A 26812-nucleotide genomic window follows, 5' to 3' on the forward strand; every position below is an offset into this window, starting at 1 on the left:
TTAGAACTCTAATCATCGTCAATGCATTAATGGCCGTGTGGAGGCGTAGCAAGGATTGCCCCGATACCATGCGCTGATGACGTCCATGCCCGCCTCCGAGCGCCTCGGCTCGCACCTCAAGCTGGCCGAGCAGGCCCTCATGGCGACCAAGTCCGCGGTCCTGAAACCGGCGGGCGTGACCGTCGCGCAGTACTCCGCGCTGCTCCACCTCTCCGAGAACCCCGGCATCTCGGCCGCGGCCCTGGCCCGCCTGTGCGGAGTCACACCGCCGACGATGAACACGGTCCTGAAGAACCTCCAGGACCGCGCCCTCATCGAACGCACCCCCCACGAGTGGCACAGGAACGTCCTGGAGACCCGCCTCACCGACCGGGGCCGCACGGTCATGGCCGACGCGGACGCCCGCGCCGTACGCGTCGAACGCGCCCTGGCCGCCGAGTTCACGCTCGAGGAACGCGAGGCGCTGGTCGGGCTGTTGGGGCGATGCGTGGAACTGCTGGAGAAGGAGCGCGGGCGGGCCCAGAGGGCTGTGCCCGGCCAGTAAGGGCGCCTATGGCGTGGACGTTTCGTCCGTCGGGCTCATCGGGCGACGAACTCCTGGAAGCCCGGCATGGGTTCCGGCCGCGTCACCCATCCCGCCGCCAGCACCAGCCGCGAGTGCCGGTGCACGGCGAGGAAGCCGAAGGGGCGGTCGAAGCGGGCCCTGACGGTGGTGGTCACGAAACGGAGCTCGGGGATCCCGCCGGCCGCGGCCAATCCGAAGGACGTCACCGCCGCCGCGCGGAAGCCCAGCGGGCCGAACCTCGCCGTCACGCCCTGCTCGGCCGACCGGACGGCCAGCGGGAATCCACTGATGCCGGGGAAGTGGCCGTGTTCGGTGTCCCGCGCGGTGGTGAGCCCGAACAGCCGGTGCAGCTCCAGCAGATCGTGGTGCGCGGTCATGCCGTACGACACCGTCGTCACGTCGAGCGTCGGCGGTCGCGGCCGGGTACGGCGCTCCTTCTCGACGCACAGTCCGGGGCCGACGTCGCCGTGGGGAAGCCGGTGTCCCTGCACCACCGGGGACCTGCCCGCGAGGATCTCCACGCCCGCGCCGAGCACCTGCCCGGGCGTCATGTCCTCCTCGCCGAGCAGCAGATGGACGTCGATGGCGGTATCGCCCAGCACCCTCAGCTCGGTGACCGAGCCGTGGCGCGTGTCCGCCACCCCCACCCGGTCCAGCAGCGTGCTCTCGCGGCGCAGGCCGAGCAGCGTCCGGTCCCCCCACGGCCCGGAGCGCGGCCACAGCGGCACCTCCCGGAAGCGGCGCAGCCAGTCGGTACGCATCCCCAGCGCGCTCGCCAGCACCATCTCGGTGTCCTCGCGCAGCTTCACCGGCATCCGCTCGACGAGCCCGCCGGTGCGCTTCGCCGCCCAGGCATCCAGCGCTTCCTGATCGCCCACCGCATCCCCCGTGAGCACCCCGTGCGCCGCCGCCGGCAGCCCCGCCTCCCACGCCTCCCGCAGCTCCAGCGTCCGCTTGGTCCACAGTCCGAGGGCGCAGTCCAGGCCCCGCATCCGCCCCATCGCCCCGAGCAACTCCCGCGCAGCGGAAGCCGCCTGACCGGCGGGCAGGCCCACTGCCTCCTCGAGCTCGGCCCGGGCAGCACCCCCCGCCCCGTCCGCCAGGAACGCCAGCAGCGGCCACACACCCGCCGCCGAGAAGACCGTGCCGCCGTCGATCGCGCCGGCCCACCGCGCGGTCAGGCCGTTGACCGCCTTGATCGCCGGATCTGAGATGCCCATTCCGCCCCCGCTCACCTCGCGCTTACCATGCGCCCAGTCAGTCGTGCACCGGCTCGGTACGTCGGCCCTGTACGGCAGCCCGTACGACCCCGCACGTCTCCGCGCAGCCCCGCGCCCGCCCCCGGAACCAGGAGCACGGTACCTGTGTCCATACCCCCGCCCCCTGGGCCCCACCAGCCCCCGGGACCTCAAGGACCCCAAGGACCGTATCCGCAGGGCCAGTACCCGTACCCGCAGGGCCCCTACGCCGCTCCCGGGCCGACCCCGTCTCCGTACCCGTACCAGCCCTGGGGCCAGGGCTACAGCCCGTACAACCGCCCTGCCCCCGTCAACGGGCTGGCCATCGCCTCCCTCGTCCTGGGTGTCCTCTGCTTCGTCCCCGCCCTCGGACTGCTCCTCGGCCTGATCGCGCTGGGGCAGATCAAGAGGAAGGGCGAGCGCGGCAAGGGGCTGGCGGTGGCCGGGTCCCTGCTGTCGTCGGTCGGGCTCGCGCTGTGGGTGCTGGTGCTGGCCACGGGCGCCGTGTCCGACTTCTGGGACGGCTTCAAGGACGCCGCGAAGGACAACGGCAGCGCCTACTCCCTCACCAGGGGCGAGTGCTTCGATGCCCCGGGCGGGTCCCTGCTGGGCAAGGCCTACGACGTCGACAAGGTGCCTTGTGCAGGCGAGCACGACGCCGAGGTCTTCGCCGCGTTCAAGATGACGGGCACCGCCGCCTACCCCGGGGACAGCAAGGTGCAGGAGGTCGCCGACACCAGGTGCTACGTGCTGCGTTACGGCTACGCCATGGACGCCTGGGCCGTGCCCGAGGACGTCGACGTGTACTACCTGACGCCGACCCGGGAGAGCTGGCGGCTCGGCGACCGCGAGGTCACCTGCATGTTCGGCAACATCGACGAGAAGGCCGGTCTGAAGGGCTCCCTCCGCAACGACGCACGCACACTGGACGCCGAACAGCTCGCCTACCTGAAGGCCGTCAACCTCGAGAACGCAGCCCTGGACACCCAGCCCTTGAACACCCCGGAGGAGGACCTGAAGAGCAACCGCGCGTGGGCCGGACGCGTGTCGGCCGCGCTCACCAAGGAGGCCCGGATGCTGCGCGACCACCCCTGGCCGGCCGGTGCGAAGAAGCCGGTCACCAAGGTCGCCGAGGATGTGGAGGCCGTACGGAAGGAGTGGGCCCGGGCCGCCGCGGCCACCGACGCGGACACCTTCTACGAGCACTACGACCGGGTCATGAAGCTCTCCACCCCGGACAGCGCGGTCACCGCCCGCAAGGCTCTGGGCCTGGCCACGACCCCGCCCCCGGGCGCGTACGGAGACGCCGGCGGGGACGACGACACGGGTGGCTCCGAACTCGAGGTGTGACGGCCGCCATAGCGGGGAGAAAGTGCCTGCGTAAAGCCCTCCCGGGGCACATGTCATCACATCGAGTGATTCTCTGGCCTTTGCTTGCACGGGCCAACCCACGGTTGCCACGCTGTTGCTGTCTGTACAACCTGATGGGAGCGGCCAGTGACTTTCGGTGAGCAGCCGGCGTACCTGCGCGTCGCGGGTGATCTCCGCAAGAAGATCGTCAACGGCTCGCTGCCACCGCACACCCGCCTTCCCTCCCAGGCCAGAATCCGCGAGGAGTACGGCGTCTCGGACACGGTCGCGCTGGAGGCCCGCAAGGTCCTGATGGCAGAAGGCCTGGTCGAGGGCCGCTCGGGATCGGGGACCTACGTCCGCGAGCGCCCCGTCCCGCGCAGCGTCGCCCGCTCCGGTTTTCGCCCGGACGGTGGGGCCACACCCTTCCGCCAGGAGCAGGCCGACGGCGGGGCGCGCGGCACCTGGGAGTCCAGCAGCGAGCAGGCCGAGGCGAGCAGTTCCGTCGCCGAGCGGCTCTCCATCAAGCCCGGCGACCGCGTGATGTGCACGCGGTACGTATTCCGCGAGGCCGGCGAGGCGATGATGCTCTCCACCTCCTGGGAGCCCCTCGCGGTCACCGGCCGCACCCCCGTGATGCTCCCCGAGGAGGGCCCGCTCGGCGGCATGGGCGTCGTCGAGCGCATGGCGGCGATCGACGTGATCGTGGACAACGTCACGGAGGAGGTCGGCGCCCGCCCCGGCCTCGCCGAGGAACTCCTCGCCCTGGGCGGCGTCCCCGGCCATGTCGTCCTGGTCGTCCAGCGCACGTTCTACGCCTCGGGCCGCCCCGTCGAGACCGCCGACGTCGTCATCCCGGCCGACCGTTACCGGGTCGCGTACCACCTCCCAGTGAAGTAGCGCACACCTTTACGGCGGTCACCGCTCCCAGCACCCCGCCGCGTCCGCTCCCGGACCCCCTCCGGACCCCCTCGATCCGCCGGTGGAATCTGGCCGTTCTCGCAGGTCGCCCCAGGCCCGCCCGGCACACCGCTGACCGGATGCGTCCACGTCTGCGCACGGCGCGTTCGACGCCGTGCGCCCCCCTCGGTCTGGCCGGTTGCGTACCTCTTTGTGAAATTCCGTATTCGCTGCGTAAAGGTTAGGCGTAGGCTCGGGCATATGCGGATTGCGGTTTCCTTATGGGGCGGGGCACGGCACGAACCGCGGGCGGGATGCGGTCGGGCCGAGACGGGAAGGAGCGGTGGGGCGCGATGAACGACGGCACGATCACTCTTCCCTGGCTCGTCATACGGCAGGACGACAACGGCAATCGCTACCGCGTCGGCAGGTACGCGACCCGGGCCGAGGCCCAGAAGATCGCGGACAGCCTCGACAACCGCGGCCACAAGCAGCTGTATTGGGTCGAGCGGATCGGCCAGAACGGCCAGGGCGGAACGGCCACGGCCAACTGACCCGGACTCCCGTAGGCTCCGGCGCATGACAGAACGGATCGTGGTGGTGGGCGCCGCACTGCTCGACGGCCCCCGCCTCCTCGCCGCCCGCCGCAGCGCGCCCCCCGACCTGGCCGGCCGCTGGGAGCTCCCCGGCGGCAAGGTCGAGCCCGGCGAGACCCCGGAGGCGGCCCTGACCCGGGAGCTGCGCGAGGAACTCGGCGTCGAAGCGGAAGCCGTGCGGCGCGTACCGGGCGAATGGCCGTTGAAGCCGCCGTACGTCCTCCAGGTGTGGACGGCCCGGCTGCTCCCGGGTTCTGCCACCCCCAAGCCCCTTCAGGACCACGACGACCTGCGCTGGCTGACTCCGGACGAACTGTGGGACGTGGACTGGCTGGACCAGGACATCCCGGCCGTCCGGGAGGTGTCTGTTCTTAGGGGCGCGAGGAACTGCGCGAAGAGCCACAACGGACCCGCAGCCGCCCGATACCCGCACGACCCGAGCTCATAGGCGCACTCGCCTAAACGCCGTAGGCAGACGGTACTGCCCCCTCGATATCGGGTATGTCCCAATTAACCCCACGAAACCGGACATGGGGTGAGCGTCTGGCTTGGGAAGTGATCGGCGTGATCGACACCGTGGACGACCGCGCCGAGTGGAGCTTCCCCGCTGAACCGGGCGCCGTCCGCAACGCCCGCGCAGCCGTCCGCGGCCAACTGCACCGCTGGGGACTCGACTCGCTCTGTGATCTCACCGCCCTGCTGGTCAGCGAGCTGGTGACCAACTCCCTGCGACATGCCACCGGCCCCATCGGCGTCCGTCTGGTACGCCCCGCAGGCCTCCAGGACGTCCTGCTGGTCGAGGTCTCCGACCCGCTCCCGGACCCGCCCCGCGAACGCATCGCCCACCCCGAGGACGAGAGCGGCCGCGGACTGCAGTTGGTAGCGCACTCCTCCCGCCGCTGGGGCACCCGGCCCGACGAGGCGGGCAAGACGGTGTGGTTCGAACTCGCCGTCCCGAGTTGACGGGTCGTACGGGCCTGTACGGCCGTCTGCGCTCTGTCGACCGGCTGGTTCAGGCCAGTGGCAGTTGTTGGAATGCGTGATTCGACGGCGTGTTGGCTGGTTAGAAGACTGGAAGTGTTGCTGTAGCCCGGACCGAAAACCATCGGGATCGTGCTGTGATCGTGAACACCGTGTTGTGCGGCACCGTAGTGCTGGATACTGCGGGCAGCCGCCGCCGGTGACCGGTGCCGGACGCGGTGAGCTGGAGGGGACGGTTCGCGTGAGCGAGATACCAGCGAAGGCCACGGAGTCCGACGACCCGTCGGACGGCGCGAGGGCCGAGGCCGCGGGTGATGCCGTGGCGGACGCGACGCGTCGTGCGACAGGCGGGACGGGGCTGTCCTCCTCCGCGGAGGCACCGGGCGGTGACGCCATGTGGCAGAGCAGTCCGCCCGGTTCCATCTACGACTACATCAAGGTCGCGTCCTTCTCCATCGGCCCCGACGGCCTCGTCGACCAGTGGAGTCTGCGTGCCGAGCAGCTCTTCGGCATCGCCGCCGAGCGCGCCGTCGGCATGGACCCCATCGAGGCGTTCATCGACCCCGACCTGCACGAACAGGGCCAGCGCAAGATGGCCGAGATCCTCGACGGCCGGGAGTGGACCGGCGTGGTCCCGTTCCGCACGCCCGAGCCGGTCGAGGGGCAGGGCGTGAAGGAAGGCCTCGCCGAGGTCTACGTCATGCCGACGCGGACCGAGGAGGGCGAGCGGGCCGCCGTCTGCATCGTCGTCGACGTACGCACACTGCGCGGCATCGAGACCGACCTCGCCGCCGCGCAGGCGATTTTCGGTCAATCTCCGTTCGGCTTCCTGCTGATCGACACCGATCTGCGGGTCCGGCGCGCCAACCAGCAGTTCGCCGGCACTTTCGGCGGCACCCCCGACGACCACCGCGGCCGCGGTGTCCACGACTATCTGCGCAGCCCGGAGGCCGAGCGGGTGTCCGCGACCCTGCGCCGGGTCCTGGAGACCGGCGACTCCATCACGGACATGCACGTCACGGGCTTCGTGCCGGGCTCGGACGACCGCCGTCACTGGTCCATCAACCTCTACCGGGTGCACAGCGGCTCCGGGCGCCCCATCGGCATCGCGTGGCTCGGAACCGACATCACCTCCCGACGCCAGGCAGCCCGGGAAGCGGCCGCCGCGCGGCGCAATCTCGCCCTTCTGAACGAGGCCGGCGCCCGCATCGGCAACTCCCTCGACCTGGAGACCACGGCCCGCGAACTCCTCGACGTCGTCGTCCCGGGCTTCTGCGACCTCGCCACGGTCGACCTGTACCAGGGTCTGCTGGCCGGCGACGAGACCCCGCCCGGTCTCGCCGACGGCAGCGCGGAGCTGCGCCGGGTCGCGTTCGCGAGCGCGGTCTCCGACGCGCCGTTCATCGGTTCCGGGCCGCCCGTCTCGGTCGGCGCGGTCCACCACTACCCCTTCAACTCCCCTTGTGCGGACGCCCTGCGCACCGCCCGCACGCAGCTCGTCCCCGCCGAGGAGGGCGGTCTCGTCCAGTCCACGCTGGCCGTGCCGATGGTCGCCCACGACACCGTCGTAGGACTCGCGCAGTTCGCCCGTACGAAGGGCAGCGAGCCGTTCGGGGAACGGGACCGGGACCTCGCGGTGGAGCTGGCGGCGCGGGCGGCGGTCTGTATCGACAACGCGCGCCTGTACCGGCGTGAGCACGAACGGGCGTTGATACTGCAGCGGTCCCTGCTGCCGCCGGGCGACCCGGTGGCCTCCGGCCTGGACATCGCCTGCCGCTATCTGCCCGGCAACGCCTCCCCGGACCGGCCGAGCGAGGTCGGCGGCGACTGGTTCGACGTGATCGAACTGCCCGGTCACCGCACGGCGTTGGTGGTCGGCGACGTCATGGGCCGAGGTCTGCGGGCGGCGGTGGCCATGGGCGAACTCCGGTCCGCCGTACGGACGCTGGCCCTGCTCGACCTCGAACCGGCCGAGGTGCTCAGCGCGTTGGACGAGATCGCGCGCGGCCTCGGTGCCCCGGGCGGCGTCCAGCAGGCCACGCGCGCGGCCCGGCGCCCCCGCGAGGCGGACCTGTCCGAGGTGTACCTCGCGACCTGCGTCTACGCGGTCTACGACTCGGTGACGCGCCGCTGCACCTTCGCCAACGCCGGCCATCTGCCCCCCGTCCTGGTCGAACCGGGCGAGGACGCGCTGATGCTCGACGTGCCGCCGGGCATGCCGCTCGGCGTGGGCGGGGAGCCCTTCGAGGAGGTCGAGGTCGAACTACCCGAAGGTGCTCTTCTCGCGCTCTACACGGATGGACTGGTCGAATCCCGCGACCACCCGCTGGACGAGGGCCTGCAGGCGTTCGTGGGTGCGCTCACCGACCCGACCCGCCCGCTGGAGGACGTCTGCGACCACGTCCTGAACACCCTCGACACCCACCACGGCGAGGACGACATCGCCCTGCTGATGGCTCGTGTCCAGGGTCTGCCCGCCGACTCGGTCGGCGACTGGACGCTGCCCCGGGAGCCGCGCAGTGTGGGCCGGGCCCGCGAGTACGCCCGCGGGCAGTTGCTGTCGTGGGACCTCGAACCCCTCGTCGACACAACGGAGTTGCTGGTCAGCGAGCTGGTCACGAACGCGCTGCGGTACGGCGAGGGTGACATCAGACTGCGGCTCCTGCTGGACCGCACGCTGGTGTGCGAGGTGTGGGACTCGGGGCTGGTCCAGCCTCGCCGCCGCCGGGCCAGGGACACGGACGAGGGCGGCCGGGGCCTCCAGCTCGTCGGCCTCCTGAGCGCGGCGTGGGGCTCGCGCCGGACGCCGCGTGGCAAGACGGTGTGGTTTGAACTCCCGCTGCCGGACGGGGAGACGGGGTTGGCGGATCCTGCGGAGGCGTTGCTGAGTCTGTTCTGACGGTGGGGGTGCGCCTAAAGTGACGCTTCCGCGCCACGCCGGGCACGTGTGTGCGGTCCGCCGTAGCTCGCCGGCGGGCCGCCGTCCGGGGCTCCGCCCAGCAGCACCCCGCCGAGGACGACCCCGGCGACCCCGCTCGCGTGCTCGGCCGTCCCGGTGATCGGGTTGCCGTGCACGCGCACGTCCTGCTCGGCCAGCGCACGGGCTTGTCGGGCCGACACGTCGGCGGCCAGGGCGTCCGGCGGCTCGGCGCCGAGCAGCCGCTGTGCCTCCGCCAGTCGGGTGCGTGCCGCGCTGCCCACCGCGCCGCGGTGCGTCGCCACGAACCCCTCCGCCGCGTCGAGGGCGCTGCGGGCGACGAGCGGCGAGGCGACCGACAGCACTCCGGCCCGTCCCACCGCGACCGGTGCGGTCGCGTGCACGATCCGCCGTAGCGCGTCGAGCGGGTCGTGCGGCCCGGCGGTCAGCTCTTCCCGTACGGCGGCCAGGGCGAGGTCGGCGTGCGCGGCCCGGGCGTGCAGCTCGCCCGCGGGGAGGTCCGCGCCGCCCGTTTTCGCGGCCGCGAGTTCCGCCTCCGCGCCGGTCAGGGCGGCCGGCAGCAGCCCCGCGGCCGACGCGAGGTCCGCGGCGAGCCGTTCGATGCCGGTCACGAACACCGAGGCCTGGGCCGTCGCGCCCTCGGCGGCCCGCAGATGACGTATCGCGCCCTCCCCGTCCTCCGAGTCGGCCGCCTGGCGGGACCGGTTGAGGCGGGTGGTGGCGAACACCAGGCGGTCCTTGGCCTGTTCGGTGTGGCCGGTGACGGCGTCGATCGCGGCGGGGGAGTAACGCCGCCCGAGCTCGGCGACCGTGGCCTCCGCGCTCCCGGTGCGCGCGGTGAGCTCCCGGAAGCGGACCTCCGCCAGCTGCAGGGCTTCCTCCAGACCGCCGCCCGGTCCCAGCGCACGCAGCCGGTCGAACCCGCCCGCTTCCGCGTCCAGCCGCCGCCCCGCCTCCTGGCACCGCCCGACGATCCCGGTGAGGGCGTGCCGCCGGGACGTCTCGTCGTCCGGGACCCCGTCGTCGTACTGCTGCCGCATCCGGAAGGCGGCCGCCAGCTCCGACTCGGCGTCCCGCACGGCCTGCGCGAAGGGCGCCACGGCCTCCGCGCCGAACCGCGCCCGGGCGAAGCCGAGTTCGTCCCGGCTGGTGCGCACACAGTCGTCGGCCTCGACGAGCAACGCCCGCGCCCGCTCGTCCAGTTCGGAGAGCGGCGGTACGGCGGCCCCGATGGCGGCGGCCCCACCGGGCGTCGTGCGCGTCCGGGCCCGCCGGGTGCGCCGCACATACCCGTACCCGGCGAGCACACCCACGACGCCCACCGCGAGGAGCGGCAGCACCAGGTCGATAGCCGACGTCTCGTCCTGCTGCGCGGCGGCCGCGGTCGGGGCGGCCGGATGCGCACGGGTGACCGGAACCATCACATCGGCGTTGATCGTCATCCACGGCAACACCAGCCACACCGCCCCGGCCAGCGCGCCCACCAGCGTGTGCAGCACCCGCACGGATATCTGGGTGGTGGCGCGCCGCGGCCGGCCCCGGATCAAGGATGACGTCACATTTCGGAGCGTATGAGCAGGAATGCGAACACGCGACCGGGATGCGTCCGGGGTGGGGGTGAAGTGACACAGGGGGACGGATGACCACGGACGATGACGCGACAGGGGGAGCGGGCATGGACCGGACGGAAAGCACGCACAGGGAGCAGCCGGACGCGGAAGGGCCGGCCACTCCCACCCACGAATCCGCAGCCGCCGAGGCTCAGGACAACACGAAAAACCCGAGCCACCCCTGGCGCCGCAGACTCAAACGCACCGCCCTGACCCTCGTCCTCGCCCTGCTCCTCCCCACCCTCGCCGCCGAGATCGCCCTACGCGTGAACTACACCGGCGACCCCGCAGAAGGCACGTACAGCAGAACCAAGGACGCCATCTGGCTGGGCCACGCCTGGCTCGACGGCCGTAAGACGACCACCGACGTCACCGCCCTCGCCCACCGCCTCGAGTCCACCGGAATCCGCGACCTGTACGTCCACGCAGGCCCCCTGGAACACGACGGCACCCTCCCCAAGTCGGCGTACCCCAAGGCGCGTTGGCTGATCACCACCCTGCACCGCCAGGCGCCGCGCCTTCGCGTACAGGCCTGGCTCGGCGACGTACTCGCAACCGAGAGCCCCACCGGCATGCGCCTCGACCGCCCCGAGACCCGGGCCGCCGTGGTCGCCTCCACGCGCCAGATCCTGGCCGCCGGCTTCGAAGGCGCCCACTTCGACCTCGAGCCCCTCCACTCGGGCGACCGGAACTACCTCACCCTCCTCGACTCCCTCCGCTCGGTCACCCGCGCGCACCACGCCCAACTCTCCGTCGCCGCCCACCAGATAGACCCGCTCCCCGGCTTCCACTCCTTCTGGGGCACGGTCGCCGGACACCCGAAGTGGTGGTCGCAGCGCTTCTTCGGCCAGGTCGCACGCCGCGTCGACCAGATCGCGGTGATGTCGTACGACACCATGCAACCGCTGCAGAGCCTGTACGGCGGCTATGTGGCCCAGCAGACCTCGCTCGCCCTGGAGGTCACCCCGAAGTCGACGGACCTGCTGATGGGCCTGCCCTTCTACCACGAGAACCGGTTCGGCCACTGGAATCACGCGGAGACCGTCCCCGCAGCCGTCCGCGGCGTCCGCCTCGGCCTGTCCCGCACGGACGCGGACCGGGCGAACTTCGGCGTCGCGCTCTACGTCGACTTCGCGGCGACGGAGGCGGACTGGCAGGCGTACGAGAAGGACTGGGTCCACTGAAGGCGAAGGCAGCCCGCGTGAAGGCTGCCCGCGCAAAGACCGCACGCCCCGGAAAACCGCCTGCGCAGCCCTCTCCCCGCCTGCCACGATCTGGCGAATGACCGCACCCCGCAAGCACCCCACCCGCAGGCACCTGACCCGAGCCGACCTCGCCCCCCTCGCCCGCGCCGCCGGAAGCCACCGCACCCTCGCCGCCGTCACCCGCCTCCAGGGCGGCACCAAGAAGGGCGTCTACCGCCTCGCCTTCGACGACGGCTCCACCGCCGTCGCCTACGTCTGGTCGCCGGACGAGGACTACTGGGACGCCGACCCGCCCGACCTGCGCGACCCCTTCGCCCACGGCACCGGCCTCGACCTGCTCACGGCGGCCCACGACCGCCTGACGGCCGCCGGCGTCCGCACACCCCGCCTCCTGCACGCCGACGCCACCCACACCCATCTCCCGGCCGACGCGGCGATCGTCGAGGACGTCACCGGCGGCAGCCTGGAGGAGGCCCTGGACCGCGACCCGAGAGCGGGGGCCGAGGCCCTGGCCCGTCTCGCCGAGCAGCTCACCGCACTGCACGCCCACGAGGGCCCGACCTTCGGCAAGGTCGCCCTCGTCGACAACGGGGGTACCCCGGACGCCGGCTCATGCGAGCGGCGCGTCACGGACGGCGCCCTGCGCGACATCGAGGAGATCGCCGTACGGGATCCACGGGCAGCCGCAGCCCGGGCCCAACTGGCGGACGCCGTGAGGTCATTGGCCGCCGAGGTCCGCCCCCGCACCCGCCACACCCTCATCCACGGCGAACTCGGCCCGGACCACGTCCTGTTGACTCCCGACGGCCACCCGGCCCTGATCGACGTCGAAGGCCTGCTGTACTTCGACGTGGAGTACGAGCACGTCTTCCTCGAGCTCCGCTTCGGCCCGCACTACGACGTCCTCCGTGCCCCCGGCCTCGACGAGGACCGTCTCCGCCTCTACCGCCTGGCGATGCACCTGTCCCTGGTCGCAGGCCCCCTCCGCCTCGTCGAGGGCGACTTCCCGAACCCGGGCTGGATGCGGGAGATCGCGGAGTACAACCTTCTCCGGGCGCTGGAGTTCGTGACACGATGACGGCCATGCACGCTTTCCTGGTGGTGGCGACCGCACTGGTCGTGACGGTCCTGGCCGCGATCGGCCTCGCGGGGATCGTCAAGGAGTGGGCGCCGCCATGGGGCCGCGCGGTACTGCGGCCGAGGCTGTGGGGCGCCGGCGCGCTGCTCGCCGCCGTCGGCATGGGCGTCTTCAGCTTCCTCGGCCCCCTGGACGGGCCGCACGGCAGCTTCGGGCCCCTGCCGTGGGTCGGCTGGGTCGCCTTCATGGGCGGCCTGGTGCTCCAGCACCTCGGCCTGCGACCCGGCCGTACCCACGCGCCGGCCGCTACGACGAAGACCGCCTCCTGATCTTCGACCCCAGCCACACCAGCGGGTCGTACTTGCGGTCAACTGCCCTTTCCTTCAAGGGGATCAGCGCGTTGTCCGTGATCTTGATGCCTTCGGGGCAGACCTCCGTGCAGCACTTGGTGATGTTGCAGTAGCCGAGGCCGTGTTCGTCCTGGGCGGTCTTCTTGCGGTCGAGCCCGCCCTCGGCGGCCGCGTCCAGCGGGTGCATGTCCAGCTCCGCCACCCGCATCAGGAAGCGCGGCCCGGCGAACGCGGGCTTGTTCTCCTCGTGGTCGCGCACGACATGGCAGGTGTCCTGGCACAGGAAGCACTCGATGCACTTGCGGAACTCCTGCGAGCGGTCCACGTCCTCCTGCATCATCCGGTACTCGCCGGGCCCCACACCCTCCGGCGGCACGAACGCCGGGACCTCGCGCGCCTTCTGGTAGTTGAAGCCGACGTCCGTCACCAGATCCCGTACGACGGGGAAGGCGCGCAGCGGTGTGACGGTGATCGTCTCCTCCCGGGTGAAGACCGACATGCGCGTCATGCACATCAGGCGCGGGCGGCCGTTGATCTCGGCGGAGCACGAACCGCACTTGCCCGCCTTGCAGTTCCAGCGGACCGCCAGGTCCGGTGCCTGGGTGGCCTGGAGGCGGTGGATGATGTCCAGCACCACCTCGCCGTCGTTGACTTCGACCTTGAAGTCCTCCAGGTCGCCGCCCTTGACATCGCCCCGCCACACCTTGAAGCGGGCCTCGTAGCTGCTCACTCGTACAGCTCCTCTTCGGCGAGGTACTTGACCAGCTCCTCCTTGTCGAAGAGGGCGAGCAGGTCGGCGCGGATGGGTTCGGTGGTCTCGCGGGTGAGGGCGATCTGGCCGCGGACGGGGTCCGTCGCCGCCAGTCCGCCCGTCGGGTCGGTCAGCGCGCACAGCAGATTGATGTTGCGCCACTTGCGGTCCATCGTCGGGTGGTCCTCGCGGGTGTGGCCGCCGCGCGACTCGGTGCGCTCCAGCGCTGCCCGCGCCACGCACTCGCTGACCAGCAGCATGTTCCGCAGGTCCAGCGCGAGGTGCCAGCCCGGGTTGAACTGGCGGTGCCCCTCGACGCCCGCCCGGCGGGCCCGTACGCGAAGGTCGGCCAGCTTCTCCAGGGCCTGCGCCATCTCGGCCTCGCGGCGGATGATGCCGACCAGATCGTTCATCGTCTGCTGGAGTTCCTGGTGGAGGGTGTACGGGTTCTCCGGCGGGCGTCCGTCCTCCTCGCCGGGGGCCGGGCCCTCAGCGGAGAAGGGGCGCAGTGCCTCGGCCGCCGCCGTGTCGATCTGGACGTCGTCCACCGGCGGCCGGCCGTCCGCCAGGCCCGCCGCGTACTCGGCCGCGTGCCAGCCCGCCCGGCGCCCGAACACCAGCAGGTCGGAGAGCGAGTTCCCGCCGAGCCGGTTGGAGCCGTGCATGCCGCCGGCCACCTCGCCGGCCGCGAACAGCCCGGGCACCCCGCGCGCCGCCGCCGTGTCGGACTCGACCGCGATGCCGCCCATCACGTAGTGACAGGTCGGCCCGACCTCCATCGCCTCCGCCGTGATGTCGACGTCCGCCAGCTCCTTGAACTGGTGGTACATGGAGGGCAGCCGGCGCCGGATGACCTCGGCGGGCATCCGCGTCGACACGTCCAGGAAGACCCCGCCGTGCGGCGAGCCGCGGCCCGCCTTCACCTCGGAGTTGATCGCGCGGGCGACCTCGTCACGGGGGAGCAGCTCCGGGGGACGCCGGTTGTTGTCCGGGTCCTCGTACCAGCGGTCGCCCTCCTCCTCCGACTGCGCGTACTTCTCCTTGAAGACGTCGGGGATGTAGTCGAACATGAACCGCTTGCCGTCGGAGTTCCTGAGCACCCCGCCGTCGCCGCGCACCGACTCGGTGACGAGGATGCCCTTCACCGACGGCGGCCAGACCATGCCCGTCGGGTGGAACTGCACGAACTCCATGTTCAGCAGCGGCGCCCCCGCCAGCAGTGCCAGCGAGTGGCCGTCGCCCGTGTACTCCCACGAGTTCGAGGTCACCTTGAAGGACTTGCCGATGCCACCGGTCGCGATCACCACGGAGGGCGCTTCCAGGACGAAGAAACGGCCGGTCTCACGCTCGTAGGCGAAGACCCCGGAAACCCGGCTGCCGTCCTTGAGGATCCTGGTGACCGTGCACTCCTGGAAGACTTTCAGGCGCGACTCGTAGTCGCCGGTCTCCTTCTTGTCCTCCTGCTGCAGCGACACGATCTTCTGCTGGAGCGTGCGGATCAGTTCGAGCCCGGTCCGGTCGCCGACGTGCGCGAGGCGCGGGTACTCGTGGCCGCCGAAGTTGCGCTGGGAGATCTTCCCTTCCTTCGTACGGTCGAAGAGGGCGCCCCAGGTCTCCAGCTCCCACACCCGGTCGGGAGCCTCCTGCGCGTGCAGTTCGGCCATCCGCCACTGGTTGAGGAACTTGCCGCCGCGCATGGTGTCGCGGAAGTGCACCTGCCAGTTGTCGTGCTCGTTGACGTTGGCCATGGCCGCCGCGATGCCGCCCTCGGCCATCACCGTGTGCGCCTTGCCGAACAGCGACTTGCAGATCACGGCCGTACGGGCGCCCCGCTCCCGCGCCTCGATGGCGGCGCGCAGTCCGGCGCCGCCCGCACCGACCACGACGACGTCCCACTCCTGGCGGTCGACCACGGACATCAGAAAAACCTCGGATCGTCGAAGGCACCGGACGCCAGCAGATAGACGTAGAAGTCGGCGAGCGCCACGCTCACCAACGACGCCCAGGCGAGCAGCATGTGACGGGCATTCAGTTTCCCGACGAACTGCCAGGCCTGGTAGCGCACGGGGTGCTTGGAGAAGTGCTTGAGCTTGCCGCCGACGATGTGCCGGCAGGAGTGGCAGGAGATCGTGTACGCCCAGATCAGCGTGATGTTGACCAGGAACACCAGGGTGCCGAGGCCCATGTGGCCCCAGTTCTCGTCCGTGTCCCGGAAGGACAGCACCGTGTCGTACGTCAGGATGCCGGCGACCAGGATGGCCGCGTAGAAGAAGTACCGGTGGATGTTCTGCAGGATCAGCGGGAAGCGGGTCTCACCTGAGTACTTCTTGTGCGGCTCGGCCACCGCGCAGGCCGGGGGCGATGCCCAGAAGCCCCGGTAGTAGGCCTTGCGGTAGTAGTAGCAGGTCAGGCGGAAGCCCAGCGGGAAGATCAGGATGATGATCGCCGGGGAGATTCCCCACCAGCTGCCGAAGAGGTCGGCGTTCGGGCCCGAGGGCATGTTCTTGCAGTTCTCCGCCAGACAGGGCGAGTAGAACGGCGAGACATACGGCGCCGAGTAGTAGTCCGCGTTCGCGAAGGCCCGCCAGGTCGAGTACACGATGAAGGCCAGCAGTCCGGCCGCGGTGGCGGCCGGGGCCAGCCACCAGCGGTCGGTGCGCAGATGCGGGGCGTCGATCGCGGCGCGCGTACCGGCTCGTACGCCGCCGCTGTTCAGATGTGGTTCCGTACCAGTGGCCAACTCATGACTCCGGTCGGGTTCAGGGGGCGTGGCGGTCGCGTGCGCCCAGTCCCTCGTCGTCCGTGTCGACCCACAGCGAGGGGTCGTACGGGGTGTCGGGGATGGTGACGAGCTCGGGCTTGCGCTGCGCGGCCGGGGTGCTCGCCGCCTCGCGCAGGAGCGCGACGCTCTCCCGCAGGTGGTCGGCGTCGGCGCGGACGCGGCGCATGTCGAGACCGCCGCTGCCGAGTTGCTGCTCCAGGCGGCCCACCGACCGGGACAGGTCGTCGAGGCAGCGCTGGACTTGCGTCAGGTCGTCTTGCACGGACATGACGTGACCTCACTTCCATGGGCCCTCGGGCCCCAGGTGGCAACGTTCATGCGCCTGCGAGTGTTGCGCGTCACACCTGCCGGTGGGAAGGGATGTGCAGCGATTGGCGGATTGCATGCCTCCAGTGCACGCCTGCAAGCGCTCTGTGTGCGCCGGGGGCGCACGTTGGGCCGTACGAGTGGGCTTCCCCGTGCCTGTCGCCGTGTCGGCGCCGGTCGAAGAACCCTTTCCTCTTCAGTGGGCCGTAGATCTGATCAACTCCAAAATACCGCCAAATGTGATCAGACCCCCACCCGTGTCACCGGCGGGAGCGGCTCCTCGGAGGTAGCAGAGATGTCCCACGACGGCGTCGGACTCAGCGCGGTCATGCGCTCGGTCGCCTTCCTCACCGCAGGGGTGCTCGCCGTGCCCCTGCTTGCCGGGTGCAGTTCCGAGGACGAGGCGGGCAAGCCGCTCGCCGGGCCGCAGATCATGCCCGCGGCCCGGGATCTGGTCGCCGACGGCGGCACGCTGCGGTGGGCCGTCGACGATGTGCCGGAGACCCTGAACACCTTCCAGTCGGACGCCGACGCGACCACCACCCGCATCGCGCAGGCCGTGCTGCCGTCCATGTACCGGCTGGACGCGAAGGGGCGGCCGCAGCGCAACGCCGACTTCCTGGAGTCCGCCAAGGTCGTCAAGACCGAGCCCAAGCAGGTCGTCGTCTACAAGCTCAACCAGCAGGCCGTCTGGAGCGACGGCCGGGAGATCGGCGCCGCCGACTTCGCCGCCCAGTGGCGCGCCCTGTCCGGCAAGGAAACCGCGTACTGGACCGCCCGCAACGCAGGATACGACCGCATCGCGAAGATCGAGCGCGGTGCGAGCGACCTCGAGGTCAAGGTCACCTTCGCGCGGCCGTACGCCGACTGGCAGTCGCTGTTCTCGCCGCTGTACCCGAAGGACGTCATGGGCACGCCGGACTCGTTCAACGACGGCGCGCGCACGAAGCTGAAGGTCACCGCCGGGCCCTTCGCCCTGAAGGCGGTCGACCACAAGAACGCCCAGGTCACGCTCGTCCGCAACGCCCGCTGGTGGGGACAGCCCGCCAAGCTCGCCGAGATCGACCTCAGGGCCGTACCGCTCGACAAGCGGGCCGCCGCGCTGGCCGACGGCGACATCGACCTGGCCGAGGTCGACCCGGCCACCGCCGACCGCATCGCCCTCGCCCACCGCGCCCAGGGCACCGGTACGCCACTGCAGGGCCCGGCCCCGCTCTCGGGCCCCGGCGGCCGTATCGCCGCGAAGGAGCCCGCCGTCCACGGCGCTGCCGACGAACGCCGGCCGGAGGAGCTCGGCGGCTTCGAGGTCCGCAAGTCGCTGGAGCCGGCCTTCACCCAGCTCGCCCTCAACGGTTCCGAGGGCCCCCTGGCCGACGAGCGCGTCCGCCGGGCCGTGGCCCGCGCCCTCGACCGCCAGGAGCTCGCCCGGATGGTGCTCAAGCCGCTCGGGCTGCCCGCGGTGCCCGTCGGCAGCCACCTCGCCCTGTCCGGCCAGGCCGCCTACGCCGACAACAGCGGCGCCCTCGGCGGCCAGGACACCGAGGCGGCGCAGGCACTGCTCGCGGACGCCGGCTGGGTGCGCGGCGGCCCGGTCAAGGAAGAGACCAAGGAAGAGAAGAAGAAGGGCGAGAAGGCCGCCGGCGCCGAGCGCAGGAAGGCCGGGAGCGATTCCGAGGACGAGTCCGAGGGCGGCGACGACGGGACGTACATCGTCGGCGAGGACGACAAGGCGCCGCGCGAGGCCGACCGCGAGAAGAAGGACCCCAAGGACCACAAGAAGAAGCACGACAAGGCCGGTGCCTACGCACCCAAGGGCACCCCCGCCCCGGCCGGTGCCGCGTCCGGGATCCTCGCCAAGGACGGCAAGCCGCTCACGCTGCGCTTCGTGCTCCCGTCGGGCACGGGCTCGCAGGCGGTGGCCGCGGTCGCCGACCGGATCAGCAGCATGCTGGCGCGCGTGGGCATCCGTACGCAGACCACCAAGGTCTCCGGCGACAGCTACTTCAAGGACTACATCGCGTCCGGGCAGTACGACCTCGCCCTGTACTCCTGGCCCGCCACCGCCTTCCCCGCCACCGACGCCCGGCCCATCTACGCCAAGCCGGTTCCTGCCGCCGACGGCTCCCTGAACGTCGAGCAGAACTACACCCGCGTCGGTACCGACCAGGTCGACCAGCTCTTCGACCAGGCCGCCGGGACGCTGGACGGTGACGAGAACCACTCCCTCATCCGCAAGGCCGATTCCCGCATCTGGGCGGCGGCCGGTTCGATCCCGCTGTACCAGCGGCCGCAGCTGATCGCCGCGAAGAAGAGCGTGGTCAACGCGGGTGCCTTCGGTTTCCGGACGCCGCTCTACGAGGACATGGGCTTCCTGAAGAAGGGCGCGAAACCCTCCGCGAGCCCGTCCGGGAGCTGAGCCGCGTGGCCCTGCGGAGGCCGCTACCCGCAGGGCCACGTAACATGGGGTGAGGCCGTGGCATGTCAAGCCCGGCAGGGCCCGCGTCACACAGATGTACGCGCAGGTCTTCCTCACACTCCGGGAGAACGCCGCTTTATGGCCACGCGCCACGACATCCGCAACGTCGCCATCGTCGCCCACGTCGACCACGGCAAGACGACCCTCGTCGACGCCATGCTGAAGCAGGCCGGTGCCTTCGCAGCGCACGCCGCCGAATCGCTCGACGACCGCATGATGGACTCGAACGACCTGGAGCGTGAGAAGGGCATCACGATCCTGGCCAAGAACACGGCCGTGAAGTACCACCCGAAGGATGGCGGCGACGTCATCACGATCAACATCATCGACACCCCCGGTCACGCCGACTTCGGTGGCGAGGTCGAGCGCGGTCTGTCGATGGTGGACGCGGTCGTGCTGCTCGTCGACGCCTCCGAGGGCCCGCTGCCGCAGACCCGCTTCGTGCTGCGCAAGGCGCTGCAGGCCCGTCTGCCCGTCATCCTGTGCATCAACAAGACGGACCGGCCCGACTCGCGCATCGACGAGGTCGTGAACGAGGCCTACGACCTCTTCCTCGACCTCGACGCCGACGAGGACCAGATCGAGTTCCCCATCGTCTACGCCTGTGCGCGTGACGGTGTCGCCTCGCTGACCAAGCCGGAGGACGGCACGGTCCCGGCCGACAGCGACAGCCTGGAGCCCTTCTTCTCCACGATCCTGTCGCACGTCCCGGCCCCGGAGTACGACGAGACGGCCCCGCTCCAGGCGCACGTCACCAACCTGGACGCCGACAACTTCCTCGGCCGTATCGCGCTGCTCCGCGTCGAGCAGGGCGAGCTGCGCAAGGGCCAGACCGTCACCTGGATCAAGCGTGACGGCACGATGTCCAACGTGCGCATCACCGAGCTGCTGATGACCGAGGCGCTCACCCGCAAGCCCGCCGAGATGGCCGGCCCGGGCGACATCTGTGCCGTCGCCGGTATCTCGGACATCATGATCGGCGAGACCCTCGCCGACCCCGAGAACCCGATCCCGCTGCCGCTGATCACGGTCGACGAGCCGGCGATCTCGATGACCATCGGTACGAACACCTCGCCGCTGGTCGGCCGTGGCGGTACCGGCAAGGGCGCCGACAACAAGGCCGCGGTCAAGGACCGCAAGGTCACCGCCCGCCAGGTCAAGGACCGCCTCGACCGCGAGCTGATCGGTAACGTCTCCCTGCGCGTGCTCGACACCGAGCGTCCGGACGCCTGGGAGGTCCAGGGCCGTGGTGAGCTGGCGCTCGCCATCCTGGTCGAGCAGATGCGCCGCGAGGGCTTCGAGCTGACCATCGGCAAGCCGCAGGTCGTCACGAAGGAAGTCGACGGCAAGACGTACGAGCCGGTCGAGCGCATGACGATCGACGTGCCCGAGGAGCACATGGGCGCGGTCACGCAGCTCATGGGCGTCCGCAAGGGCCGGATGGACAACATGTCCAACCACGGCTCGGGCTGGGTCCGCATGGAGTTCGTGGTGCCGTCCCGCGGTCTCATCGGCTTCCGGACCGAGTTCCTGACGCAGACGCGAGGCACGGGTATCGGGCACTCCATCCACGAGGGCCACGAGCCCTGGTTCGGCGCCCTGCAGACCCGTAACAACGGCTCCCTGGTCGCCGACCGCGCCGGCTCCGTCACCGCCTTCGCGATGACGAACCTCCAGGAGCGCGGCGTGCTGTTCACCGACCCCGGCACCGAGGTGTACGAGGGCATGATCGTCGGCGAGAACTCGCGCTCCGACGACATGGACGTGAACATCACCAAGGAGAAGAAGCTCACGAACATGCGGTCTTCCTCGGCCGACTCGTTCGAGGCGATCGTCCCGCCGCGCAAGCTCTCGCTCGAGCAGTCGCTGGAGTTCTGCCGCGACGACGAGTGCGTGGAGGTCACCCCGGAGGCCGTTCGCATCCGCAAGGTGAACCTGGACGCCCGCGAGCGCGCCCGCGCCGCGAGCCGCGCCAAGCACGGCTGACAACAAGCCACTTCGAGCCCGGGCGCTCCCATCTTGGGAGCGCCCGGGCTTTTTGCAACTCATTTTCCGCCGGCCGGTGTCCGTAATGCGGAACACTGCGCCCGATAGCCATGTAACACGTCCGTTTCGTGGGCTTCTTCTCCCGAACGGTTTGTCCAGTTTTTGGAAGATGTACGCGCCAGCTGTGACTGAATTGAGATTTAAAGACGGTGGTCGGCCTCTGGCCAATGGCAGATAGTTAGCCGCGTAGCGCTCGGGTCAATGGGTCTCGCGCCGCGGGGGCGGCGCCGACTCACGAGCACCAGGGGATGTTTGACCCTCCGTCAGGGGTGTCGGAGGGTTCATGTGCATCTCCTCCTGTTGGTGAACACGTGGAGTCATGAGGAGGAGTCCCATGCGCGGTGTCACGAGCACCAGGTGGGTCACACGGTCTTTCGCAGGTAAGTGCCCTCCCGTGCACGGCAGTTCACTCTGAGGATTTCACCGGCCGGTCAGTGCGGGCTCATGCCTACGCGCGTCCGGCTGCGGGTTTCCCCCCATCCTCGGGGTGCCCTGACGCTTCCACACCCACACCTGTGAAATGGGCGAACTGTGACAAGTCCTATCGACGTTGAGGGCGGCGGGACGTCGGTCGTCGTCGACGGCGCACCACAGCCTCCGAAGACGGCCGAGGCCGCGCAGCTCGAGGGCCGGTCCCCCGGCCAGCTGATGTGGATCCGCTTCAAGCGCGACCGCACCGGCGTGATCTCGGCGTTCGTCGTCCTCTTCTTCTTCGTGATCGCGGCCGCCGCGCCGCTGATCTCGAAGCTGTACGGCAAGAACCCGTACACCGTCTACGCGGACGAGCGCCCCGAACTCTTCGACAGCGCGGGCGTGCCGATCCAGCCCAACGGCGGTATCAGCAGCGAGTTCTGGTTCGGCCTCGAACCGGGCAACGGCTACGACGTGTTCACCAAGCTGATCTACGGCATCCGCACCTCGCTGATGATCTCCGTCGCGGTCACCGTCGCCGTCGTCGTCACCGGCATCCTCCTCGGCGTCACGGCGGGCTACGTCGGCGGCAGGACCGACTACGCGATCGGCCGCGTCATCGACTTCCTGCTCGCCTTCCCCTCCCAGCTGTTCTTCATCGCCAGCATGCCGGTCGTGGTCTCCCTGTTCGTGAGCCCGCGCGACGAGACACCGACCTATGTGCGCGTGGTCGCGCTGATCGTGGTGCAGTGGGTGCTCGGCTGGATGAGCCTCGCCCGCATCCTGCGCGGCACCACACTCGCCCTGCGAGAACGGGAGTTCATCGAGGCGGCCAAGGTGAGCGGGGCGTCGCCCTGGCGGATCATCCGCAGGGAGATCCTGCCGAACGTGGTGACACCGCTGCTGGTGCAGTCGACGTATCTGCTGCCGAACTTCGTGACGATCGAGGCCGGCCTGTCGTTCCTCGGCGTCGGCATCGTCGAGCCGACACCCGACTGGGGCCAGATGTTCTCCAAGGCCTCGACCGAGCTCGTGCTGCAGAACGACATCACCTACATGTTCTTCCCCGGCGTCTCGATGATCATCTTCGTCGTCGCGTTCAACCTGCTCGGGGACTCGGTCAGGGACGCCTTCGACCCCAAGTCGGCGCGCTGACCGGCCAGTTCGAGGGCGTCCTCGCCCGGATCCGCACGGCCATTCCTGCATTCCTTATCGCACATTGCACTGGTGACACACAGATGGGTGGAAACTGAGTGATGAGTAGGGGCGGACGCCACGCATACGCCGCTTTGTCCGTGCTCGCGGCCGGGGCACTCGTGCTCACCGGTTGCAGCAAGGGCGGCAGCGACGCAAGCGACAACAACAAGCAGGACCAGGAGAACGCCAAGCGGCAGCAGTCGTCGATCAAGTTCGGCGACGCGGCGGACTCCCAGGGACCCGCGGCTGCCGTAAAGGGCGCCAAGTCGGGCGGCACCATGGAGGTGCTGCAGCGCGACAGCTTCGCGCATCTGGATCCCGCTCAGATCTACGTCTCCGACGAGGGGGCGCTCTCGCAGCTGATCCACAGAGGCCTGACCGGATACAAGGCGAGCGGCAACGGCAAGACGCACGAGGTCGTCGGCGACCTCGCCACCGACTCCGGTACGACCACGGACGGCGGCAAGACCTGGAAGTACACGCTGAAGGACGGCATCAAGTTCGCGGACGGCACCGCGATCACGTCCAAGGACATCCGCCAGACCTTCGAGCGGCAGTTCGCGTCCTTCATCAACACGGGCCCGACCTACATCCAGCAGTGGCTGGCCAACACCTCCGGCACCGAGTACCGCAAGCTGCTGCCGGACGGCCCGTACAAGGGCAAGCACCTGCCGGACAGCATCCTGCAGACGCCGGACGACAAGACCATCGTCTTCAAGTTCAAGACGGCGCACCCCGACCTGCCGTACGCGCTCGCCATGGCGGGCTACGCCGTCGTCTCCGCCAAGGGCGACACCAAGGAGAAGTACGACAAGAACCCGGTGACGTCCGGCCCCTACAAGATCCAGTCGTTCAAGTCGGGCAAGTCGATGGTGCTCGTCAAGAACACCAACTGGGACCCGAAGACGGACCCGATCCGCAACCAGTACGTGAACCAGTGGAACTTCACGTTCAACCAGCAGTACGAGCAGTCCACCAAGGCCCTGCTGGCGGACACCGGCGCCGACCAGGCCGGCATCAGCCTCACCAACCAGGTCGACGCGGGCAACCTGTCCAACGTCCTGAAGGACCCGAAGATGAAGGCCCGCACGATCTCCGGCTACCAGCCGTACGTGGGCCAGATGAACATCAACCTGAGCAAGCCGGAACTCAAGGACATCAACGTCCGCAAGGCCATCGCCTACGCCCTGCCGGTCACGCCGTTCATCCGCGCCTACGGCGGCACCGACGCCATGGAGGTCGCCGGCGGTCTGATCAGCCCGACCGTCAGCGGCTACGACCCGAGCTTCGACCCGTACGGCAAGAAGAAGAAGCCCGCGGGCGACCCGGCCAAGGCCAAGGAGCTGCTGAAGAAGGCCGGCAAGCTCAACATGAAGCTGACCTTCGGCTACATCAACACCCCTGAGGGCCAGCAGTACTCCACGGCCATGGCGGCGGGTCTGAAGAAGGCCGGCTTCGACGTCCAGCGCCAGGAGATCCCGGCCGAGTCGTACTACGACCAGGTCTCCAAGCTGAACAACACCTACGACATCTTCCACACCGCGTGGGGTGCCGACTGGCCGTCCGCCTCGACCGTCATCCCGCCGCTGTACGACGGCCGGCAGATCGCCGACGGTGCGTCGAACTACTCGCAGGTCAACGACGAGCACGTGAACAGCGAGATCGACCGCATCAACAAGATCACCGACCCGGTCAAGGCCGCACAGGGCTGGGAGGAGATCGACAAGTACCTCCTCACCAAGGTGGTGAACGAGGTCCCGACCGGTTACTACAAGCAGATCCAGATCGCCGGTTCCAAGGTCGGCGGCTTCGTCTACGACGACGTGATCGGCGGCGTCGACCCGCGTCGCCTCTACATCAAGTAACCCCTGTCCGCCCGGTATCCGGTGCGTGAGCCCTCGGCGGCGCTCGCACCGGGTACCGCCCGGCACGTCGACGTCAGAGAGCTGCCCCTGTCATGCTGCGCTTCCTCTTCCGCCGGTTCCTCGGTGCCGTCGTCATCCTCTTTCTGCTGAGCATCGTGACGTTTCTGCTGTTCTTCGGGATGCCGCGCGACCCGGCGCTGCTGATGTGCGGCAAGACGTGCAACCCGACCAGCCTGGCGAACATCCACCATGTGCTCGGCCTCGACAAGTCGATCCCCGAGCAGTACGGGATCTTCCTGCACAACCTCGTCTTCGGCAGCAACCAGTTCGCCCAGGGCCCTTGCCCGGCCCCCTGCTTCGGGTACTCGTACCACACCAACGACCAGGTCTGGTCGACCCTGTTGGACCGCCTGCCCATCACCGTCTCGCTGACTCTGGGTGCCGCGGTGGTCTTCCTCTTCGTGGGGCTCGGCACCGGCATGCTCGCCGCGTGGAAGCGCGGGACCCTGCTGGATAAAACGGTCACCGCCGCGTCCATGGTGCTCAGTTCGATGCAGATCTACTTCCTGGGACCGCTGGCGCTGGCCGCGCTCGTCTACCAGACGCACGTCTTCAGCAAACCCGCGTACAACGACTTCACCGCCGATCCGGTCACCTGGTTCACCGGGCTGATCATCCCGTGGGTGGTGCTGTCGACGATCTTCGCCTCGCAGTACACCCGTATGGCGCGCTCGTCGATGATCGAGCAGCTCCAGGAGGAGCACGTCCGCACCGCCCGCGCCAAGGGCATGTCCCGCAAGTACGTCTTCTTCCGCTACGCCTGGCGGGGTTCGCTGATCCCGATCGTCACCATCTTCGGCATCGACCTCGGCTCGCTCCTCGGCGGCGCCATCATCACCGAGTACACGTTCGGTCTGCCGGGGCTCGGCCATCTCGCCGTGGACGCCGTGTCGTTCAGCGATCTGCCGCTGCTGCTGGGCGTGATGCTGTTCTCGGCCACCATGATCCTGCTGTTCAACATCATCGTCGACGCCTGTTACGCCTTCATCGACCCGCGCGTGCGGTTGTCCTAGGCCGGGTATGAGGAGACTGTCGTGACCACTGTGACCAAGGAAGCCGGCGCACCCGTACCGGCCGACGAGGGCGCCTTCCTCTCGGTGCGGGACCTGCACGTCAGCTTCAAGACCGAGGACGGCATCGTGAAGGCCGTCGACGGGCTCTCCTTCGACCTGGAGAAGGGCAAGACCCTCGGCATCGTGGGCGAGTCGGGCTCCGGCAAGTCCGTCACCAACCTGACGATCCTCGGGCTGCACAACCCGATGTTCACCACCGTCGAGGGCGAAATCCTCCTGGAGGGCCAGGAGTTGACCACGGCCCGGGAGTCGGAGCTGGAGAAGCTGCGCGGCAACAAGGTCGCGATGATCTTCCAGGACCCGCTCACCGCGCTGTCGCCCTACTACACGGTGGGCCGGCAGATCGCCGAACCGTTCATGAAGCACACCGGCGCCTCGAAGAAGGCGGCCTGGGACCGTGCGGTGGAGATGCTCGGCAAGGTCGGCATCCCCAATCCCAAGGAACGGGCCAAGGACTACCCGCACCAGTTCTCCGGCGGTATGCGCCAGCGCGCGATGATCGCCATGGCGCTGGTCTGCGACCCCGGTCTGCTGATCGCCGACGAGCCGACGACGGCCCTCGACGTGACGGTGCAGGCCCAGATCCTCGACCTGCTGAAGAGCCTGCAGCAGGAGTTCGGCTCGGGGATCATCTTCATCACGCACGACCTCGGTGTCATCGCCGACATGGCCGACGACATCATGGTGATGTACGCGGGCGGCGCAGTGGAGCGCGGCACCACCGACCAGGTCCTGCGCTCGCCCCAGCATCCGTACACCTGGGGCCTGTTGAACTCCATGCCCCGTCTGGACTCGGACCTCGACGCCCCGCTCAACCCGATCCCGGGCGCCCCGCCCTCCCTCCTCACCCCGCCGTCCGGCTGCCGCTTCCACCCCCGGTGCACCTTCCAGGACCGGGTCGGCGGCACCCGCTGCATCACCGAACGCCCGCTCCTGGCCCCGGACCGCGCCTCCGCGTGCCATCTCACGGCCGAGCAGAAGCGCACCATTTTCGTGGAAGAGATCAAGCCCCGTCTGGGCTAGGAGGAGACGTC

Annotated in this window: 22 protein-coding genes; 16 read left to right on the plus strand and 6 right to left on the minus strand. The window is 69.7% G+C overall.

Going from position 1 to position 26812, the window contains the following annotated elements; genetic code table 11:
- The first annotated feature begins 76 nt into the window (after window positions 1–76).
- Window positions 77–544, plus strand: a complete 468-nt coding sequence (locus ACFY1L_RS10060) for a MarR family winged helix-turn-helix transcriptional regulator (RefSeq protein ID WP_388820882.1) — start codon at window positions 77–79, stop codon at window positions 542–544.
- Between the two features lie 35 nt (window positions 545–579).
- On the opposite strand, the gene ACFY1L_RS10065 is transcribed toward ACFY1L_RS10060, so the two are convergent.
- Complete coding sequence (locus tag ACFY1L_RS10065) at window positions 580–1785, minus strand: serpin family protein (RefSeq protein WP_388820885.1); 1206 nt, start codon at window positions 1783–1785, stop codon at window positions 580–582.
- A 144-nt stretch (window positions 1786–1929) separates the two neighbouring features.
- Between ACFY1L_RS10065 and ACFY1L_RS10070 the strand changes: the two genes are divergently transcribed.
- The 6 genes from ACFY1L_RS10070 to ACFY1L_RS10095 all read left to right on the plus strand — a co-directional run bounded on the left by ACFY1L_RS10070 (window position 1930) and on the right by ACFY1L_RS10095 (window position 8529).
- On the plus strand, window positions 1930–3153 hold the full coding sequence (locus ACFY1L_RS10070) for a DUF4190 domain-containing protein (RefSeq protein ID WP_388820888.1): 1224 nt from the start codon (window positions 1930–1932) through the stop codon (window positions 3151–3153).
- Between the two features lie 147 nt (window positions 3154–3300).
- Complete coding sequence (locus ACFY1L_RS10075) at window positions 3301–4053, plus strand: GntR family transcriptional regulator (protein WP_388820891.1); 753 nt, start codon at window positions 3301–3303, stop codon at window positions 4051–4053.
- A 353-nt stretch (window positions 4054–4406) separates the two neighbouring features.
- On the plus strand, window positions 4407–4607 hold the full coding sequence (locus tag ACFY1L_RS10080; RefSeq protein ID WP_361265901.1) for an SPOR domain-containing protein: 201 nt from the start codon (window positions 4407–4409) through the stop codon (window positions 4605–4607).
- Between the two features lie 25 nt (window positions 4608–4632).
- Window positions 4633–5097: a (deoxy)nucleoside triphosphate pyrophosphohydrolase gene (locus ACFY1L_RS10085; RefSeq protein WP_388820894.1), complete on the plus strand. Its 465-nt coding sequence runs from the start codon at window positions 4633–4635 to the stop codon at window positions 5095–5097.
- 53 nt (window positions 5098–5150) lie between these two features.
- Complete coding sequence (locus ACFY1L_RS10090) at window positions 5151–5612, plus strand: ATP-binding protein (RefSeq protein ID WP_388820897.1); 462 nt, start codon at window positions 5151–5153, stop codon at window positions 5610–5612.
- Between the two features lie 259 nt (window positions 5613–5871).
- Window positions 5872–8529: a SpoIIE family protein phosphatase gene (locus ACFY1L_RS10095; RefSeq protein WP_388820900.1), complete on the plus strand. Its 2658-nt coding sequence runs from the start codon at window positions 5872–5874 to the stop codon at window positions 8527–8529.
- A gap of 14 nt (window positions 8530–8543) precedes the next feature.
- Here the strand turns inward: ACFY1L_RS10095 and ACFY1L_RS10100 are convergent, their stop codons facing one another.
- Window positions 8544–10010 (minus strand): hypothetical protein, encoded by a 1467-nt coding sequence (locus tag ACFY1L_RS10100; RefSeq protein WP_388821183.1) that lies wholly within the window; start codon window positions 10008–10010, stop codon window positions 8544–8546.
- Between the two features lie 233 nt (window positions 10011–10243).
- On the opposite strand from ACFY1L_RS10100, the gene ACFY1L_RS10105 reads away from it, so the two are divergent.
- The 3 genes from ACFY1L_RS10105 (at window position 10244) to ACFY1L_RS10115 (ending at window position 12790) form a co-directional block, all read left to right on the plus strand.
- On the plus strand, window positions 10244–11362 hold the full coding sequence (locus ACFY1L_RS10105) for a hypothetical protein (protein ID WP_388820903.1): 1119 nt from the start codon (window positions 10244–10246) through the stop codon (window positions 11360–11362).
- A gap of 97 nt (window positions 11363–11459) precedes the next feature.
- Window positions 11460–12461, plus strand: a complete 1002-nt coding sequence (locus ACFY1L_RS10110; protein WP_388820906.1) for a phosphotransferase family protein — start codon at window positions 11460–11462, stop codon at window positions 12459–12461.
- Between the two features lie 5 nt (window positions 12462–12466).
- On the plus strand, window positions 12467–12790 hold the full coding sequence (locus ACFY1L_RS10115; RefSeq protein WP_388820909.1) for a hypothetical protein: 324 nt from the start codon (window positions 12467–12469) through the stop codon (window positions 12788–12790).
- Here ACFY1L_RS10115 and ACFY1L_RS10120 read toward each other — a convergent pair.
- From ACFY1L_RS10120 to ACFY1L_RS10135, 4 genes are read right to left on the minus strand one after another with little or no spacing between them, the layout of a single operon-like run.
- Complete coding sequence (locus ACFY1L_RS10120) at window positions 12768–13541, minus strand: succinate dehydrogenase/fumarate reductase iron-sulfur subunit (protein ID WP_388820912.1); 774 nt, start codon at window positions 13539–13541, stop codon at window positions 12768–12770. The two genes, ACFY1L_RS10115 and ACFY1L_RS10120, sit on opposite strands and share 23 nt — an antisense overlap.
- On the minus strand, window positions 13538–15481 hold the full coding sequence (locus ACFY1L_RS10125) for a fumarate reductase/succinate dehydrogenase flavoprotein subunit (protein ID WP_388820915.1): 1944 nt from the start codon (window positions 15479–15481) through the stop codon (window positions 13538–13540). The genes ACFY1L_RS10120 and ACFY1L_RS10125 overlap by 4 nt, the downstream gene beginning before the upstream one ends.
- Window positions 15481–16302, minus strand: a complete 822-nt coding sequence (locus tag ACFY1L_RS10130) for a hypothetical protein (protein WP_388820918.1) — start codon at window positions 16300–16302, stop codon at window positions 15481–15483. The genes ACFY1L_RS10125 and ACFY1L_RS10130 overlap by 1 nt, the downstream gene beginning before the upstream one ends.
- Window positions 16303–16321: 19 nt before the next feature.
- Entirely contained in the window at window positions 16322–16612 is a 291-nt protein-coding gene (locus tag ACFY1L_RS10135; protein WP_361265870.1) for a hypothetical protein, read from the minus strand.
- A gap of 333 nt (window positions 16613–16945) precedes the next feature.
- Here ACFY1L_RS10135 and ACFY1L_RS10140 point away from each other — a divergent pair, with 333 nt between their 5' ends.
- The 6 genes from ACFY1L_RS10140 (at window position 16946) to ACFY1L_RS10165 (ending at window position 26801) form a co-directional block, all read left to right on the plus strand.
- Window positions 16946–19066, plus strand: a complete 2121-nt coding sequence (locus ACFY1L_RS10140) for an ABC transporter family substrate-binding protein (RefSeq protein WP_388820921.1) — start codon at window positions 16946–16948, stop codon at window positions 19064–19066.
- Between the two features lie 138 nt (window positions 19067–19204).
- Entirely contained in the window at window positions 19205–21112 is a 1908-nt protein-coding gene (typA, locus tag ACFY1L_RS10145) for a translational GTPase TypA (protein ID WP_388820924.1), read from the plus strand.
- Window positions 21113–21703: 591 nt separating this feature from the next.
- The gene (locus ACFY1L_RS10150) at window positions 21704–22738 is read left to right on the plus strand and encodes an ABC transporter permease (protein ID WP_388820927.1); all 1035 of its coding nucleotides are present in this window, start codon (window positions 21704–21706) and stop codon (window positions 22736–22738) included.
- 101 nt (window positions 22739–22839) lie between these two features.
- On the plus strand, window positions 22840–24645 hold the full coding sequence (locus ACFY1L_RS10155; protein WP_388820930.1) for an ABC transporter substrate-binding protein: 1806 nt from the start codon (window positions 22840–22842) through the stop codon (window positions 24643–24645).
- A gap of 92 nt (window positions 24646–24737) precedes the next feature.
- On the plus strand, window positions 24738–25718 hold the full coding sequence (locus ACFY1L_RS10160) for an ABC transporter permease (RefSeq protein ID WP_388820933.1): 981 nt from the start codon (window positions 24738–24740) through the stop codon (window positions 25716–25718).
- Window positions 25719–25739: 21 nt separating this feature from the next.
- Window positions 25740–26801, plus strand: a complete 1062-nt coding sequence (locus ACFY1L_RS10165; protein WP_388820936.1) for an ABC transporter ATP-binding protein — start codon at window positions 25740–25742, stop codon at window positions 26799–26801.
- The last annotated feature ends 11 nt before the right edge of the window (window positions 26802–26812 follow it).

The organism is Streptomyces sp. NPDC001663, from assembly GCF_042893105.1.
In the GTDB taxonomy this organism is placed as follows: Bacteria; Actinomycetota; Actinomycetes; order Streptomycetales; family Streptomycetaceae; genus Streptomyces.